Origin of the sequence: Shewanella sp. ECSMB14101, assembly GCF_000773485.1 — a bacterium.
GTDB lineage: Bacteria > Pseudomonadota > Gammaproteobacteria > Enterobacterales > Shewanellaceae > Shewanella > Shewanella marisflavi.
This window is the reverse complement of record NZ_JSFF01000001.1, coordinates 570,710-587,120: the sequence shown is the minus strand read 5'-3', so window position 1 is coordinate 587,120 and position 16,411 is coordinate 570,710. Positions and strand designations below refer to the sequence as shown.

Genomic DNA, 16,411 nt, shown 5'->3' with positions numbered 1-16,411 from the left:
CAGTTGGCTAGCATCCCAAACATCAAATTCATCAACTCAGCCGTTGCTTAAGTCTTAAGGAGAATGATTATGTTAGATTCATTGAAAAAAGCTCTTGGACTTACTCACAAACCAGAGCGCAAGAAGGTACAGCTACCTGAAGGCCTAAATCACCTAGAAGTGATCCCTGCTAAAGGTTGGTGGAATTAATTGAATTTCACCCTCTTAGTAAAACCAGACACATAAAAAAGGAGCTATCAAGAGCTCCTTTTTTGATCCTGCGATATTCCACTAGAGGGAATCACAATGGGCTTTATCTGCACTTAGGTAAACGAGTTGGGCTATAAGGCAGAATAGCGAAGACATCACACTTTAATCGCGACGCTATGCCTACCCTGCACTCGCTTTAGCGCGAAACGCTTGTGGGTACTCAGTAGCGGATAAGCAACAGGCCCTAACACAAGCCCTAAGACGGCCCAACGCTTTACCCCTAGACCAGCTCGAAATGCCAGGTTTCCCATCGCCAGACTGCTCACAGTCAACACACTAAGAATAAGTACCATCACAGAAAATACCTCACAACAACCGCGCTAAAGAAACTAAAAATCGCAAAAATCAGCTGAGCATCATACCTGAACCCAACCAATATCTGAACAAAAAACAGGCAAAAAATATCCTAGGGCAAAAAAAAATGCGGCATCATGTTGCCGCATTGTTAAATTCAAAATTAATTAATCGTAAAACTTAGCACCAGATTCGGCCATCTCGACTAATCGGTCACAAGGCGTAAAACGATCACCAAACTCACTTTGGTAACGCTTTAATGTCTCAACCAAGTGTTTCGCACCTAACGAGTCCATGTAACGGAAAGGGCCACCTAAGAATGGTGGGAATCCGATACCAAAAATCGCACCGATATCACCGTCTCTTGGCGAGGAAATGATCCCTTCTTCCAGACAACGAACCGCCTCGTTAAGCATCTGCATGACACAACGCTCGGCAACTGCTCTTGGTTCTTTATCTGTAGCAGGAGTTAGTCCAAGCACACCATAGACGCTCTCATCGACCAGTTTCTTCTTCGCTTTGTTACCATATTGGTAGAAGCCTTTTCCATTCTTACGCCCCTTACGATCGTCAGCGAGTAGCTTGTCAAAGGCTGCGGGCGCCTTAAAGCGCTCACCAAGCTCTTTTTCAAGAATGGGCGAGATCTTAGCTCCCACATCGATACCCACTTCGTCAAGCAAGGTCATGGGGCCTACAGGGAAACCAAACTTCACCAGCGCTTTATCCAGATGATCGACACTCTGCCCCTCTAACAACAGATTCGCCGCCTCATTCATGTAGAGCGCCAAAATACGGTTAACGTAGAAACCGGCACCATCTTTCACCACGATTGGCGTCTTACCCTGTTTACGGGCAAAGGCCACAGTGGTAGCAATGGTCTGAGGCGAAGTTTTCTCATGGGCAATGACCTCAACCAGTGGCATCTTTTCTACTGGTGAGAAATAGTGCAAACCAATTACATTTTCAGGACGCTCAGCAGCCTCGGCGATCTGTTTGATCGGCAATGAGGAAGTATTCGAGGCGAAAATAGTATGTTCGCCACATTCACGCTCAACATCCTTCACCATCTGATGTTTTAGATTGAGATCTTCAAATACCGCTTCCACCACCATATCCGCATCTTTGATGCCTTTATATTCGGTAGTCGTGGTCATCAGCGCCATCAGGTTATCCCGAACAGCCGGAGTCATATGGCGACGCTTAACCCCTTTGGCCAGCAACTTATAGGCATAAGCGAGCGCATTGCTCAAACCCGTTTCGCTGATATCTTTCACCCGCACAGGGATCTTGGCCTTAGTAGTAGTGACAGAAGCGATTCCGCCGCCCATCAAACCACCGCCCAATACCATCACCTTGTTGACGGCCTTAGGCGATACATCACCGGCGCCAGATTCTTTCTTCATATCTGTGGTCGCAAAGAAGATGCTTCTCAAGGCTTCAGACTCGCTAGAAACCACCAGATCGCCAAAATGCTGAGCTTCCACCTCAAGGCCTTTCACCATATCTTTGGTCATGCCTTGGCGTACACAGTCGATGATCTTCTCTGGCGCAGGATAGTTACCCTGGGTCTTCTTGTTAACCTGCTTAAGTGCCTGATCGAAGATTATGTTACGCCCCACAGGCGTGCCCTCTAACAGCTTCTCAACCAAAGAGACCTTGCGCTTCTTAGCCGGACGTGCTCCAGCCAGTGCCATCTCGACTGCCGTTTGCAGTAAAATAGACTCGGGCACCACATCATCTACCAAGCCTAATTTCAGGGCCTGCTTGGGTCTTAGCTGTTTGCCGGTCAGCATCATATCTAACGCCTTGGCAATGCCTACCAAACGTGGCAGACGCTGGGTTCCACCGCCACCTGGCAACAAGCCAAGCTGAACTTCAGGCAGACCTAACATGGTCTTGTTGCTATCACTGCAGACACGTTGATGACAGGCAAGCGCCAGTTCAAGACCACCGCCGAGACAGGCACCATTTATGGCCGCAACCACAGGAATGGTTAACGACTCAAGCGCGAAAAACACCTCATGGCCCTGCTTGGATAACTCGCGCGCATCGCCTGCTGTGCTGCAGGCATCAAGCATGGAAATATCGGCACCTGCAACAAATGAGTCTTTCTTACCCGAGATAATCACCACACCGCGGATACTGGCATCGCTCTTAATCTCGGCCAACATCTCACAGATCTCAGGACCAAACTCGGCCCTCAAGGTATTCATGGTTTCACCCGGCACATCCATGGTCAGCACAGCGATGCCGCTATCGAGACGACTTAATGTAAAACTCTTTTCCATGAGATCACTCCACTTCTACTATCATTGCTGCACCTAAACCACCTGCCGCACAAGCCGTTGCCAGGCCAGTGCCGCCGCCACGTCGTTTTAGCTCTCGACATACCTGAGTGATCAAACGGGTACCCGTTGCCGCAAAGGGATGGCCATAGGCCAATGAGCCACCTAGAACGTTAAACTTAGTCATATCGATGTCGCCGATGGCGCGGTCGCGGCCAAGCTTCTCTTTGGCAAACTTCTTCGAGGCAAACATCTGCATATTGGCGAGCGTCTGCGCCGCAAAGGCCTCGTGCATCTCGATTAAAGTCAGATCTTCAAGCTCCATACCGGCACGTTTCAGTGCCAGTGGCGTTGCATAGGAAGGCCCCATCAACATATCCTGCCACACATCGATGGCGCTAAAGGCATAGCTCTTGATATAGCCGATAGGCTCATAGCCGAGCGCCTTTGCGCGACTCTCGCTCATCAGTAGTACCGCCGAAGCACCATCGGTTAGCGGCGTACTGTTAGCTGCAGTTACCGAACCGTGCTTGCGATCGAATGCCGGGCGCAACTTAGCGTAGGAATCCAGAGAAGAGTTCTCACGAATGTTATTGTCTCTATCGATAAAGGACTTATAAGGCGGCACATGAGCCACCATCACTTCATCACGTAGATGGCCTGAATCCCAGGTCTCTGTCGCTAGGGTATGAGAGCGGTGCGCCAGCGCATCCTGATCGGCGCGGCTAATATTGTAGGTCTTTGCCATCTGCTCGGCAGTCTGTCCCATAGACAATCCGGTCGAGTATTCGGCAACCGCAGGGGGAACGGGTAAAAGATCTTTGAGCCCTAGACGGCGGATAATTGACCATTTCTGCCCTAAACTGCGGGCCTTATTCAGATCCACCAGGGCGTGGGCTAACTTCTTTGATACACCAATGGGCAGTACAGACGAAGAGTCGGCACCGCCGGCAATGCCTATCTCGATGTTGCCCGTCATGATGGATTCGGCCACATTGACCGTTGACTGAAAACTGGTAGCACAGGCGCGTGTTACGCTGTAAGCGTCGGTAGAGACGTCCATGCCAGTCCCTAACACTATCTCGCGGGCGATGTTAGGCGCTGCAGGCATCTGCACCACCTGACCATAAACAAGCTGCTCAATTTCTTTCGGGTCTAATTCACTGCGAGACAAGAGTTCATTGACCACCATCTTGCCCATATCCAGCGCCGACACCCCATGAAAAGCGGTCGCCTGCTTAGCGAAAGGGGTTCTTAGCCCCATCACTATCGCGATGCGATCACCCTTCGCATTCCTTACTTGCTGTAATTCACTCATCTTTTGCCCTCGTGACGCGTCTGATAGAAACGCTTCTATTAACGCCGTTATTATTCTTCCCTACCCCGTTGTTCTCCTTTTGTAACAGCTTCACAACAGGTCAGACCATCAAAGTGTGATCTGATTCTAACTTCTTATTTCAAGGTTTTAAACACCCGTTTGGTTTTTAAACAACAAATATCGAAAAAGATGTTGATTAACAATGTTTAATAAAAGCGAATTTTGCGGCTAACTCTGGTTTAAATCCCCGTTTAAGCATGTTAACTTAATTTGCTGAATGGAAATTGGCACAGCCCAATCCTAGCAGGCCCTCTGCTTAAGTCATGGAGTGCGATAAACCATTTACCACTGAATTTTTTACTCAACACGCTGTCTACAGCTCACACAATTAAATAATACCGAGTAGCATCATGCCGTTAAGTCGATTTCATGCATTACGTGAATACCTGGATAAAGTGATCCTGGGTCAACCCACTCTTACCGAAAACTTACTGATCGCACTGATTGCCGATGGTCACTTATTGGTTGAAGGCCCGCCAGGTCTAGCCAAAACCCGTGCGGTTAAAGCGTTAAGCGATGGCGTTGAGGGTGACTTCCACCGTATTCAATTTACCCCAGATCTGCTGCCGGCCGATCTGACCGGCACCGATATCTATCGCGCCCAAACGGCTACTTTCGAATTTGAAGCCGGGCCTATCTTTCACAACTTGATTTTGGCCGATGAGATCAACCGCGCCCCGGCAAAGGTGCAATCAGCTTTACTTGAAGCCATGGCCGAAGGCCAGGTCACTGTGGGTAAACAAAGCTATAAACTGCCTAAGCTGTTTCTGGTGATGGCAACCCAAAACCCACTGGAAAACGAGGGCACCTATCCCCTACCAGAAGCCCAGCTGGACCGCTTCTTAATGCACCTGAATTTGGATTATCCGAGTGCTGAAACCGAATTTGAGATCATGCGCTTATCACGTAGTGAAGCCATTACTCAGCAGCTTCCTAAGGTAGCGCCTATCGCCCAGGAGGAAGTCTTCGCCGCCCGAAAAGCGGCATTGGATATCTATCTGGCCGAGCCGCTGGAGCAATATATCGTCAATATCGTGATGGCCACCCGGCAGCCACAGCAATATAGCGATCAGCTCGCCAACTGGCTGGAATATGGCGTCAGCCCCAGGGCAACGATTTCCATCGAGCGCTGTGCCCGTGCCCGCGCTTGGTTGATGGAGCGCGACTTTGTCTCGCCTGAAGATATTCAAGCCGTAGTCCCTAATGTGCTGCGCCATCGTCTGCTGCTGAGCTATCAGGCGCAGGCAGAAGGCGTAAGTGCCGATCAGGTGATCGACCATATCCTTAGTCAGGTTGCGGTGCCTTAATGGAACAGAATGCTTTACCCCTGTTTGCCGATGGTGTGTCGCTCAATCAAAAAGAGCTGCTAGCCTGCCAAAATCTGGCCAGAGCCCTGCCCGAACGCAGAACCAAGGCGCGAGCCGCATTGGCCGGACACAGAGCCAGCAGCATCAAGGGACGCGGCATGGAGTTTGCCGAGGTGCGCCATTACCAAAGCGGTGATGACGTGCGCACCATAGACTGGCGGGTCACTGCCAGAACCGGCAAGGCCCATACCAAGTTGTTTGTCGAGGAGCGTGAACGTCCGGTGCTGTTACTGCTGGATCTCAGCCACAGCCTCTATTTCGGCTCAAGCTTAATGCTTCAGTCGGTTCAGGCCGCCCATCTGGCCGCCACCCTTGGCTGGGCCGCGGTAGGCCATGGCGATCGCTTAGGCGCGCTGATTGCCAGCGAGGCAGAACACCTAGAGCTTAAGCCCCGCAGCAGACAAACCGGCATGTTGGCGTTGATCTCGGCCGTCGAAAAGGTACATCAACACCAGTTGGCCCAGATGGCCAACCCGACCAAACAGCCAGACCATATATTCAGTGCCTGCCAGCGACTCAGACGCATCGCCAAACCTGGCTCACTCATCTGGATCATCAGTGATGGCAGTCATTTTAGTCCGCAATGCTTAGGGCCTTTGAGTGAGCTAAAACGCCATTGCGACATTGGGGCGTTTTTACTCACTGACCCACTCAGTCAAGGCACGCTGAAACTGCCATCTCAGTTTCAGTTTCCTGTCAGAGATGGCGGTAAGGAGCTGATGCTAGATAGACGCAGCTACAACGCCTGGCTCGCTCAGCAACAGACACAGCAACAAGGATTTATCACCATGATGAATCAGATCAACGCACGCCCGAGAACCATAAGTGCGGCGCAGCCCTTAAATCAGCAGATGGGAGCCTTGAGGTAGATGCAAGTGGCTCCGCAATCCGACCTGGCTGCAATGCAGGATATTATTACCCCTGACCCTATCGGGCTATGGCCCCTCGCCTACGGCTACTACCTGCTGGCACTTTTGCTACTGCTAGTCGTTTGTGGCCTTGTTATCTATCTTAAGCGCAGACGTAAACACCTGGCCGCCAAACGTGAGGCCTTAAAGCTGCTCAGTCAACTTGAGGCAAGCGATCCCCAGCTGCCCCATAGCGTCAACGCCTTGCTTAAACGCAGCGCCATGAGTTACTTGCCGCGGGAGCAGGTCGCCTCTTTGCAAGGAGCAGCTTGGTATGACTGGCTTAAAAAGCAGGTGCCCGGCATAGACCCTCACCTGGCTACCTTGCTAGAAAAACGCTTCCAGTCAGCAGAGCTATCGACTGATGAGGCATCGCAATTACTCGCGGGCGCTCAAGCCTGGCTGCAACAGGCCCTCCCCCTAAAACAGAGCAAGGAGGCGCCATGTTCACGCTAGCCTGGCCCTGGTTATTACTCCTGCTCCCTTTGCCGCTGATCTTCGCCCGCAGCAAACAAACTGCTCAGGTCAAGGGTGGCCAACTGCAACTGCCAGGCGTCGCAGACACCCGCGCCATAGGTCAACACAGCGCCAATCCCAGCGCCCGCTGGCCCTACTGGCTACTCTGGTCGCTGCTGGTTATCGCCGTTGCCCGCCCGCTCTGGGTTGGTGATGCCATAGAGCTGCCCAGTAAAGGCCGGGATCTTATGCTGGCGGTGGATCTGTCAGGCAGTATGCAGATTGAAGATATGGTGCTTGAGGGCAAGACGGTCGACAGATTTACCATGGTGCAAGAGGTCATGAACGAGTTTATCGAGCGCCGTAAGGGCGATAAGCTTGGGCTGATCCTGTTTGCCGATCACGCCTACCTACAAGCGCCCCTCACGCAAGACAGACGCTCGGTTGCTCAGTTTCTCACCGAGGCCCAGATTGGCCTGGTAGGTAAACAGACGGCCATTGGTGAAGCCATCGCTCTGGCAGTTAAACGCTTCGACAAGGCGCAGCAGAGTAATCGCGTATTGATTCTGCTGACCGATGGTTCCAATAACTCTGGCAGTATCACTCCAGAGCAAGCCGCCGATATCGCCGCTAAGCGCGGCATCACTATCTACACTATTGGCGTGGGCGCCGAGGTGTTGGAACGTCGCACCCTATTCGGTAAAGAGCGGGTCAATCCGTCGATGGATCTTGACGAAGACCAGCTCACCCTACTGGCGCAAAAAACCAATGGCCGCTATTTCAGGGCACGCAATTCAGACGAGTTGCAGGGGATCTACCAAGAGATAGATAAGCTCGAACCTACCGACAGCGATCAGCTCAGCTATCGCCCCCAAGCCGAGCTCTTCTTTTACCCCTTAGCCTTGGCTATGCTGATCAGTGTATTGATGATGTTAACCCGCCTTGCTGCCGTGCAGGCTTTAGTTCAACGCTTCCCCCGGAGAGGCTCATGATCCATTTTCTCCGCCCCGAATGGCTTTTAGCCCTTATTCCACTCGCGCTATTGCTCTGGCAACTTAAACGCCAGCAATATCAGGCCTCAAGCTGGAATCGTTATATCGCGCCTCATCTGGCCAAAGTATTGGTCAGCGGTCAGGCGACCACAAAAAAAGGTCAATTAGGTCTCATCAGCTTCATCTGGCTGGTCGGGGTCCTGGCGCTGTCCGGCCCGGCGCTGACCAAGCAAAACCTGCCGGTTTTTGAGTCAAACCTTGGCAGGGTGATAGTGATGGATATGTCACTTTCCATGTATGCGACCGATCTGGCGCCCAACCGCCTAACACAGGCCAAATTTAAGGCGACGGATCTGATCAAGAGCCTTAAAGAGGGCGAAACCGGCCTGGTCGCCTATGCCGGGGATGCCTTTATCATCAGCCCACTCACGCGGGATAAGGCCACCTTACTCAACCTGCTACCGACCCTCTCACCTGAGATCATGCCGGTATTGGGTTCTAATCTGCCCGCTGCGATAAGTCAGGCCAAGCAATTACTACTGCAGGGCGGTCATCTCAAAGGCGAGATTATCTTAGTGACTGACGGGATCAACCCTGAACAGATTAGTGACACTAAATCGCTATTGGCAGACAGCCAGTATCGCCTGTCGATAATGGCAATGGGCACAACTCAGGGCGCAGCCATCCGCCTGCCCGATGGGCAATTAATGAGGGATAATAGCGATCAGGTAGTGGTGAGCAAAACGAATCTCAATCAGCTTGGCACCTTGGCCAACCAAAGTGGTGGTAAGCTATTTAGCTATCGCGCCGATGGCCAAGACCTCGAATCCCTCATTGATAGCCTAAGCCAGGAGACAGATGCTAAGGCCTCTGAGCTAGAAGGAGAAACCTGGCAAGATCTTGGCCCTTATCTCACCTTGCTTTTGCTGCTCCCAGTCCTGCTGAGTTTCAGGCAGGCGTTCGCGGCGATTGCCTGTTTTCTGGTATTAGCGCCGAGCCCTCAGGCACAGGCCATCAGCTGGCAACACCCTTTCAGCACGGACGATCAACGCGCCATGCAGGCCTATCAGGCAGACCAGCATCAGCAGGCTGCAGAGCTGTTTAACTCGCCCCAATGGAAAGCCTCAGCGCTCTATAAAAGTGGTGACTATCAGCAGGCACTGGCACTATTCGAGCAAGATGATTCCGCCAATGGCTTATACAATCAGGGCAATAGCCTGATGCAGCTCAATGACCTCGACAAGGCGATTGAGCGTTATCAGCAGGCACTGGATAAAGATCCTCAGCTGACCCAAGCCAAGCAAAACCTTGAGCTGGCTAAGCAGCTCAAAGAGCAACAAACACAAAATGGAGACGGGCAAGAGCAATCTGATCAGGATGAGAGTCAACAGGACGCTCAACAGGAAAAGTCTCAGCAAGAGCAATCTGAGCAAAACGCCGATCAAGATAATGGTGAGCAAGGCAATGCTAACCAAGACGGCGCTGGTCAAGACAACGCAGGCCAAGACAGTCAAGGACAAGAGAGTCAAGGACAAGAGAGCGAGCAGCAGGCAAACCAAAATAGTGAGCCATCTCAATCTAGTGACGGCAATTCATCCGAGCAGGCCGACTCTGAGCGAGATAAATCAGCTAAGAACAATCAGGAAAGCTCATCTCAAGACAATGAAAATCAGTCTGGCGAGCAGCAGTCATCGTCATCGCCAAATAATGATGCGCAAATGAGCGCCGATCCCGAGCAAGCGGACAAGTCTGGGCAAGCCGCTCAAGAGCATCAAGCTGAAAGCGAGCGGTCGAATGCTCAAGCCGATATGGCACAGGGCAACCCCAGCGAGTCAGATGAACAAGGTGAGACAGACGCGCAAACCAACGCCGCCATGAGCAATGTCATCGCCCCCGAGGAGCTGCCACCTGAGATGCAACGCGCCCTCACCGGGGTGATTGACGATCCTCAGGTGCTGCTGCGCAACAAGATGCAACTGGAATATCAAAAACGCCGCCGTCAAGGCGCGACCATAAAGGACAATCAACAGTGGTAATACGACACCTTTTGACCTTAGCCTGTGTGGCACTTTGTTTATCGAGCCCAGCCTATGCATTGACCAAGGTAGAAACCTCGGTAGACAGAAACCCGGCGATTCAGGGCGAATATCTGGTGCTCAGCATCAAGGCCGATGACGATGTGGACAATGCCAGTCTGGATACCAGCGCCCTGTTGAAAGACTTTATTGTCGGACGCACCAGCGTCAGTCGCAGCACCCAGATCATGAACTTCGATGCCAGTAAAGAAACTCGCTGGCAGATCCTCCTGGCACCTAAAAAGACCGGCACAATAGTGATCCCGGCGATGACCATAGACAACATCAGCTCAGACCCTATCAATCTCAAGGTGGTGGCGCCGGGTAGCCAACCCGAGCAGATGAAAAACCTCTTTATTCGCAGCAACGTCTCCACCGAAACTGCCTATGTGGGTCAGTTGATCACCTATAAGGTTAAGCTCTACCTGGGTGTCGAGTTGCAGCGAGGAGTACTCAGCGCGCCCAATGTCGAGGGGGCCCAGCTCAAGCAGCTAGGCGATGATGTCGATGGCCATGAGATCATCGATGGCAGACGCTACCGAGTGATCGAACGAACCTATAGCCTGATCGCCGACAAGCCCGGCAACCTGTCACTCTCGGGCGCGAGCTTTTCAGGTGATGTGTTAGTAGAGTCCTCCCGTCGCGGCGGCATGTTCTCTTTTAACGAAAGTCGCCCCATGCAGGCCAAAGCCGCCCCGAGCGAGATCACCGTATTACCTATCCCCGATAGCTATCAAGGCGACTGGCTGGCAAGCGATCTTGTAGTGCTAAAAGAAGATTGGCCGCAAGATCAAGAATTTCAAGTTGGCGTACCTATTACCCGCAACATCAGCCTATTAGCATCCAACGCCGACGACACTAGCTTACCCGAGATAGCACTGGCACTACCCGATACCTTTAAAAGCTATCCTGAGAAGCCACAGCGCAAAACCTATGTGCGCGAAAAACAGGTGGTGGCGCAGCTAAACCAGACTACGGCGATTGTGCCCACACAACCCGGCAGTTATACCCTGCCTGAGATCCGCATCCCTTGGTGGAACACCCACACTCGTAAACAGGAGTATGCCACCCTACCGGCTCGCACACTCCTTGTCGCCCCGGCCAACAACGCACCGGTGCCAAGCCAGGTGAGCTTAGTCAACCAAAGCGCCGGTTCGGCCAACTTCTGGCCCTATGTGAGCGCGGCGCTGGCACTGGCGTGGTTAGCCAGCCTACTGCTTTGGTATCGCCACTACCAAAGTTACCGTCAAGGCAAGGGCGCGATTGAGCCAGCAGCAGCTGCAGCTTCCAAACCATCGTCAGCATTAAACCAATTTGAAAATGCCTGCCGCGCAGGTCGCAGCGGTGAGACCTTGGTTGCCCTGCAACAATATATGAGCCAACTTGCCGGTAAACCACTGAGTCTGTCTGACATCGCGGCGCAATATCCTCAACTTGCCGAGGCAATAGCGGCTATTCAGCGTCAAGGTTATAGTCCTGCCGGTGCTGAGTTTGACGCCGAAAACGTGATCAAACAGGTGAGGAATGTACCTGCAGCAACCCAAACAAGCACACAATCTGCCTTGAGTCCGTTAAATCCGCTCTAACAACTTGCCTCTGGTGCGCCAATAGCGTTAACGTAGTCGAAACAATTGGCGCACCAACCCCCTTCCTATGCTGCGAGTAAAAAATGTTTAGCGTGATACGAAATATAAAACCGAAAAAGTCGGTCAATAGTGACATGCTGAATAAACAACGACGATACGATAGCCTTGTCAGGGCACTTCATGGCGATCTGTTCCGCTACGCCTATTGGCTGTGTGGCGATAAACATATCGCTGAAGATATCACTCAAGAAACCTTTTTACGTGCCTGGCGCTCTCTTGAGTCTTTAAAAGATGATAAGGCCGCCAAGGCTTGGTTGATCACGATTTTACGCCGGGAAAATGCGCGCCGTTTCGAACGTAAGCAGTTTGATTACTCGGACATAGATCAAGCCGATATTGCCGACCATATCTCCTCGTCCAGTGAGGAGAATATGGAGCAGCATATGCTAAGACGCCAGATTGCAAAGCTCGAAGCCGAATACCGCGAACCACTGGTATTACAGGTGATTGGTGGTTTCAGCGGCGAAGAGATTGCCGGCATCCTAGATCTAAATCGTAATACCGTAATGACCCGCTTATTTCGCGCTAGAAATCAGCTAAAAGAGATACTCGATGACACGCACACCAGGGGGCGCTCCAATGGATGAGCTAAAATTCCGCCGCGAGGCCTATGAAAATCCACATCGTCAAGATGACGAGTTTCTTGCGTCGATGCATGAATCGAGCGAGCGCACTGCCTTTGTAAACGATCTCAAGCTATTAGATAACAAACTCGAAGCCGCGTTAAAAGTCGATATTCCCGAAGATCTTGAGGCCAAGTTACTACTGAATCAGCAGCTGCATCAGCATCAGGTCGATCGCCGCAAGACTGGCTTTACTCTGGCTCTGGTGGCGTCTATTGCCTTTATCGCTGGCATCAGTTTCACCCTGATGCGACTGGCACCTGTGGACCTAGGTCAGCATGCGCTGACCCATGTCTACCACGAAAAGGTAGCGATGCAGAGCGAGCAAAATATCAGTGTCGACGAAATCAATACTCAACTGGCCTCGCTAAGCAGCCTCAACCAGGCGCAGTTTACCGAACAACCGGGACGAGTGCTCTTTAGCACTTACTGCGACTTCCAAGGCGTGAAGAGCATCCACCTGGTGATTCAGGGCAAGCAAGGCAAAGTCACTCTGTTTATCGTACCGCTCGACGATCGCATGGTGCTCGAGGAGGCCTTCGCCGACAAGCGTTATCAGGGCATGGGCTTCAAGTCTGAAAATGCCTATGTGTTGCTGGTCGCAGAGCATGCCAAAGATCTGGACTATGTCAGAGATGAAGTAAAAGAGTCGTTTATCTAGGCCTGATTTTACCAAGGTTAAGCGATTAAGCTGGGGGGGACGCTTTGAGCCCCCACAAACAAAGTGCCACACAAAAGCACAACAAGCCCTCACGATGCACAACAAACCCAAAACAACTCGCCTATATCTGACAATTTATCGACCGATCTCGCCAAGATCATGATCACATTTCACGACATATTTGGGCTCACGCTCAAACATCTGCTAGCATAGCAGGCCAACTTAAAACAAAAATGCCAACTCACTGCTGTCGCGGGCTGCGGCCTTAAATAGGGTGCTAACTGGCATGACAATAATACGGCGTAAGCATGAATATTGAATTACCCATTTTAATTACCTTTTTCGGCTACCTCGTCCTCATGATGGGCATTGGCCTTTGGGCATATAAAGCAACCGACTCAGTCGACGATTATATTTTGGGTGGCCGCTCTATGGGGCCAGCCGTAACCGCTCTTAGCGTGGGCGCCTCTGACATGTCAGGTTGGCTGCTGCTCGGCTTACCCGGAGGCGTCTATCTGGGCGGCTTAGGTGAAGCCTGGATCGGCATAGGCTTGGTCTTTGGCGCCTGGTTAAACTGGTTGTTTGTGGCCAAACGTCTGCGGATCTACACCCAATTCACCGACAACGCCCTCACCCTACCAGACTTCTTCGAGAAGCGTTTCGAAGACAAGCAATCTGTGCTCAAGTTAGTGTCGGCGGTCACCATCTTAGTGTTTTTCACCTTCTATACCTCATCAGGCATGGTGGGCGGCGCCATCTTATTTGAAAAGGTGTTTGGCCTAGATTACAACCTGGCTCTGCTTATCGGCTCGGGGATCATAGTCGCCTACACCTTCGTTGGCGGTTTCTTTGCCGTGAGCTGGACAGATTTCTTCCAGGGCTGTCTAATGCTGATCGCCCTGCTGATCGTACCCGTGGCAATTTTCAGCCAACCAGAGACTCAAAACGGCATCCATAGTCTGGATCCTGCCATGTTGACCCTGATTAGCGACAACACCACACTTATCGGTCTGGCATCTCTGCTGGCTTGGGGACTAGGCTACTTTGGTCAGCCGCACATACTGTCGCGTTTCATGGCCATTGGCAGTGCCGATGATCTCAAGGTGTCTCGCCGTATCGCCATGAGCTGGATGATTGTCGCTCTCATCGGCGCCTTGGCTACAGGCCTTGCTGGCACCCTCTATTTTGCCGACCAGCCAATCGATAACCCAGAAACGGTATTTATTCATCTGGCCCATGCAGCCTTTAATCCTTGGATTGGTGGCTTGCTGATCGCGGCGATTCTTTCCGCCATCATGAGTACCATAGACTCTCAGCTACTGGTTTGCTCCAGTGTGATCACTGAAGACTTCTACAAGAAGTGGCTAAGACCCCAAGCCAGCAGTAAAGAGTTGATGATGATTGGCCGTATAGGCGTACTGGCCATCGCCATCATCTCGGGCATTATCGCATTAAACCCAGAAAGTAGTGTGCTCAGCCTGGTCAGCTACGCCTGGGCTGGTTTCGGCGCGGCATTCGGCCCTGTCGTCATCCTGTCACTCTTCTGGCGCGATTACAGCCGTAATGGCGCTGTGGCCACCATTATCGTTGGTGCCATTACCGTAGTACTTTGGAAACAGACCAGCGGCGGCATCTTCGATCTCTACGAGATCTTACCCGGTTTTGTATTCGCCATGCTGTCGGGCATCTTGGTCAGCCTGATCTCTAAGCCAGAGAGCAGCACCCGCGAACAGTTCGAGCAATTTAGTCAAAAATTGTAAACATATCAGTTAACGCTCATTTGTATTAAAAATGAGCGTTAGATCAAAAATGCGTACACGTGTACGCTTTTTTTATACCTCGAAAATTTTACCGATAATTTGCACTTTCACATTCCATTAACCTTTAGAGAAACCTAAACAAAACCCACATAATGCGTGGGATAGCGGCGACCACAAGCTCTCCTGTTCCGAACGAAACACCAAGAGATTTTTTCGGAAAAACGTTAACAGAAACTCAACAAAAAAACCGATCTGGTCGGAGTTGTTGGGGCTGCAGCACATCCCTACTATGCACGGGATTTATAAAAAGGACTTGGCCTATTCATGTCTACATGAAATTGCCGCCAAGCCACCATAATGAGAATAAACTATGAAGCGTTTCAACAAGACAATATTAGCGGTAGCCGTAACACTCGCCAGCTCACAAGCAATGGCTGCCGGTTTCCAACTTAACAGCCAGTCAGCGACCGGTATCGGCCGCGCCTTTGCCGGTGACGCCGTCATTGCAGATAACGCTTCAGTGTTATCTCGTAACCCAGCTGCTATGGCCTTATTCGATGAAAAACAACTGTCAGTTGGCCTGACCTATGCCGACGTTGAAGTCAGCGTAAAAGATGTTTACGTCGACACTGTACTCGGTCAAATTCACTACGGCCATGTGGACGATGCAGCAGAAGCTAAAATAATCCCTAACTTCTACTACGTCAGCCCAGTCAACGACAAGTTCGCCTATGGCGTTGCCATGTTCAGCAACTTCGGAACTGGTACAGACACCACACCTCTATCAGAGCAGTTGGTTAACGGCCTGCCCGGACCTCTAGACTTGCTGGGTAAAACTGAAGTCGCCACCTTTAACCTTAACCTAAGTGGCTCGTACCGTTTTAACGACCACTTCAGCATAGGTGCTGGTGTCGATGTAATTTATGGTACAGGCACCCTTACCCGTGGTGGACAGGTTCCGACAGCTGAAGGCCCAGGACAATTGGATCTGGTCGATGTTGAAGCCGATGGCGTCGCCTTCGGTGGTATCATAGGTGCCGTCTACGAGATCAACGCCGATCACAGATTCGGTATGAGCTACCGCTTTAGCCCAGATTTTAAGGCAACTGGCGATATCGACATGTATAACCCGATTGCCGGTGCCACTGTCGCATTCGATGAGATCAATATCCCTATGCCGGATATCTTCCAGGTAGCAGGTTTCCACCAACTCACCGAAAAGTTTGCTCTGCACTACACAGCGCAGTTGACCACTTGGGGCGATTTCCATGAGATCACAGTGACCGACGGTGTTGTAGGTGGTGTACCAGTGGCTCCTGAAGCCAGCCTAAAAACCTATGCTTGGGATGACTCTTGGTTGTTCAGCATAGGTGGTACCTATACCCTTAACCAAGACTGGACAATACGTGCCGGTTATATGTTTGACCAAGGGGTCGTTGGCGAAGTCAGCTCTATCTCAATCCCTGACTCTGATCGTCAGTGGTTTACCGCAGGTGCAACCTTTAATCTCAGCAAGCACGCCAGCCTGGATTTCGGTGTCGCCTTTGTTCGCGGTGAAGATGTACAGTTAATTGAGCACAGTGCTATCACTGGCGGCCTACCAATCGGTCCAGATACCGGCATGGTACATGCTACAACTCGCTCTAACGCGACCTATTACTCTATGCAGTACAACTACAAGTTCTAACTTGTTTACTGTCCTTAAAAAGCCGCAGCC

12 protein-coding genes are annotated in these 16,411 nt (G+C 51.4%); 10 read left to right on the top strand and 2 right to left on the bottom strand.

Annotation, left to right across the window (positions count from 1 at the left end; all coding sequences use genetic code 11):
- Positions 1 to 710 precede the first annotated feature (710 nt).
- A complete protein-coding gene (gene fadJ, locus NY07_RS02515) occupies positions 711 to 2,831 on the bottom strand; it encodes a fatty acid oxidation complex subunit alpha FadJ (RefSeq protein WP_033537738.1) in 2,121 nt (706 codons plus the stop codon).
- A 4-nt stretch (positions 2,832 to 2,835) separates the two neighbouring features.
- Positions 2,836 to 4,146 carry an acetyl-CoA C-acyltransferase FadI gene (gene fadI, locus NY07_RS02510; protein WP_033537737.1) on the bottom strand — a complete coding sequence of 437 codons (1,311 nt, stop codon included), beginning with the start codon at positions 4,144 to 4,146 and terminating at the stop codon, positions 2,836 to 2,838.
- A gap of 410 nt (positions 4,147 to 4,556) precedes the next feature.
- On the opposite strand from fadI, the gene NY07_RS02505 reads away from it, so the two are divergent.
- The 10 genes from NY07_RS02505 to NY07_RS02460 all read left to right on the top strand — a co-directional run bounded on the left by NY07_RS02505 (position 4,557) and on the right by NY07_RS02460 (position 16,381).
- Entirely contained in the window at positions 4,557 to 5,513 is a 957-nt protein-coding gene (locus NY07_RS02505; RefSeq protein WP_033537736.1) for an AAA family ATPase, read from the top strand.
- The gene (locus NY07_RS02500; protein ID WP_033537735.1) at positions 5,513 to 6,442 is read left to right on the top strand and encodes a DUF58 domain-containing protein; all 930 of its coding nucleotides are present in this window, start codon (positions 5,513 to 5,515) and stop codon (positions 6,440 to 6,442) included. Before NY07_RS02505 ends, NY07_RS02500 begins: the two co-directional genes overlap by 1 nt.
- The gene (locus NY07_RS02495) at positions 6,443 to 6,937 is read left to right on the top strand and encodes a DUF4381 domain-containing protein (RefSeq protein WP_033537734.1); all 495 of its coding nucleotides are present in this window, start codon (positions 6,443 to 6,445) and stop codon (positions 6,935 to 6,937) included.
- The gene (locus NY07_RS02490; RefSeq protein WP_033537733.1) at positions 6,925 to 7,929 is read left to right on the top strand and encodes a vWA domain-containing protein; all 1,005 of its coding nucleotides are present in this window, start codon (positions 6,925 to 6,927) and stop codon (positions 7,927 to 7,929) included. The genes NY07_RS02495 and NY07_RS02490 overlap by 13 nt, the downstream gene beginning before the upstream one ends.
- A complete protein-coding gene (locus tag NY07_RS02485) occupies positions 7,926 to 9,965 on the top strand; it encodes a vWA domain-containing protein (protein ID WP_033537732.1) in 2,040 nt (679 codons plus the stop codon). The genes NY07_RS02490 and NY07_RS02485 overlap by 4 nt, the downstream gene beginning before the upstream one ends.
- Positions 9,959 to 11,590, top strand: a complete 1,632-nt coding sequence (locus NY07_RS02480) for a BatD family protein (RefSeq protein WP_033537731.1) — start codon at positions 9,959 to 9,961, stop codon at positions 11,588 to 11,590. The genes NY07_RS02485 and NY07_RS02480 overlap by 7 nt, the downstream gene beginning before the upstream one ends.
- Positions 11,591 to 11,673: 83 nt before the next feature.
- Positions 11,674 to 12,237, top strand: coding sequence for a sigma-70 family RNA polymerase sigma factor (locus tag NY07_RS02475; protein WP_033537730.1), 564 nt, complete (start codon positions 11,674 to 11,676; stop codon positions 12,235 to 12,237).
- On the top strand, positions 12,230 to 12,934 hold the full coding sequence (locus tag NY07_RS02470) for a DUF3379 domain-containing protein (RefSeq protein WP_033537729.1): 705 nt from the start codon (positions 12,230 to 12,232) through the stop codon (positions 12,932 to 12,934). Before NY07_RS02475 ends, NY07_RS02470 begins: the two co-directional genes overlap by 8 nt.
- Positions 12,935 to 13,242: 308 nt before the next feature.
- Positions 13,243 to 14,694 carry a sodium/proline symporter PutP gene (gene putP, locus NY07_RS02465; RefSeq protein WP_033537728.1) on the top strand — a complete coding sequence of 484 codons (1,452 nt, stop codon included), beginning with the start codon at positions 13,243 to 13,245 and terminating at the stop codon, positions 14,692 to 14,694.
- A 370-nt stretch (positions 14,695 to 15,064) separates the two neighbouring features.
- Complete coding sequence (locus NY07_RS02460) at positions 15,065 to 16,381, top strand: OmpP1/FadL family transporter (RefSeq protein WP_033537727.1); 1,317 nt, start codon at positions 15,065 to 15,067, stop codon at positions 16,379 to 16,381.
- Positions 16,382 to 16,411: the final 30 nt, after the last annotated feature.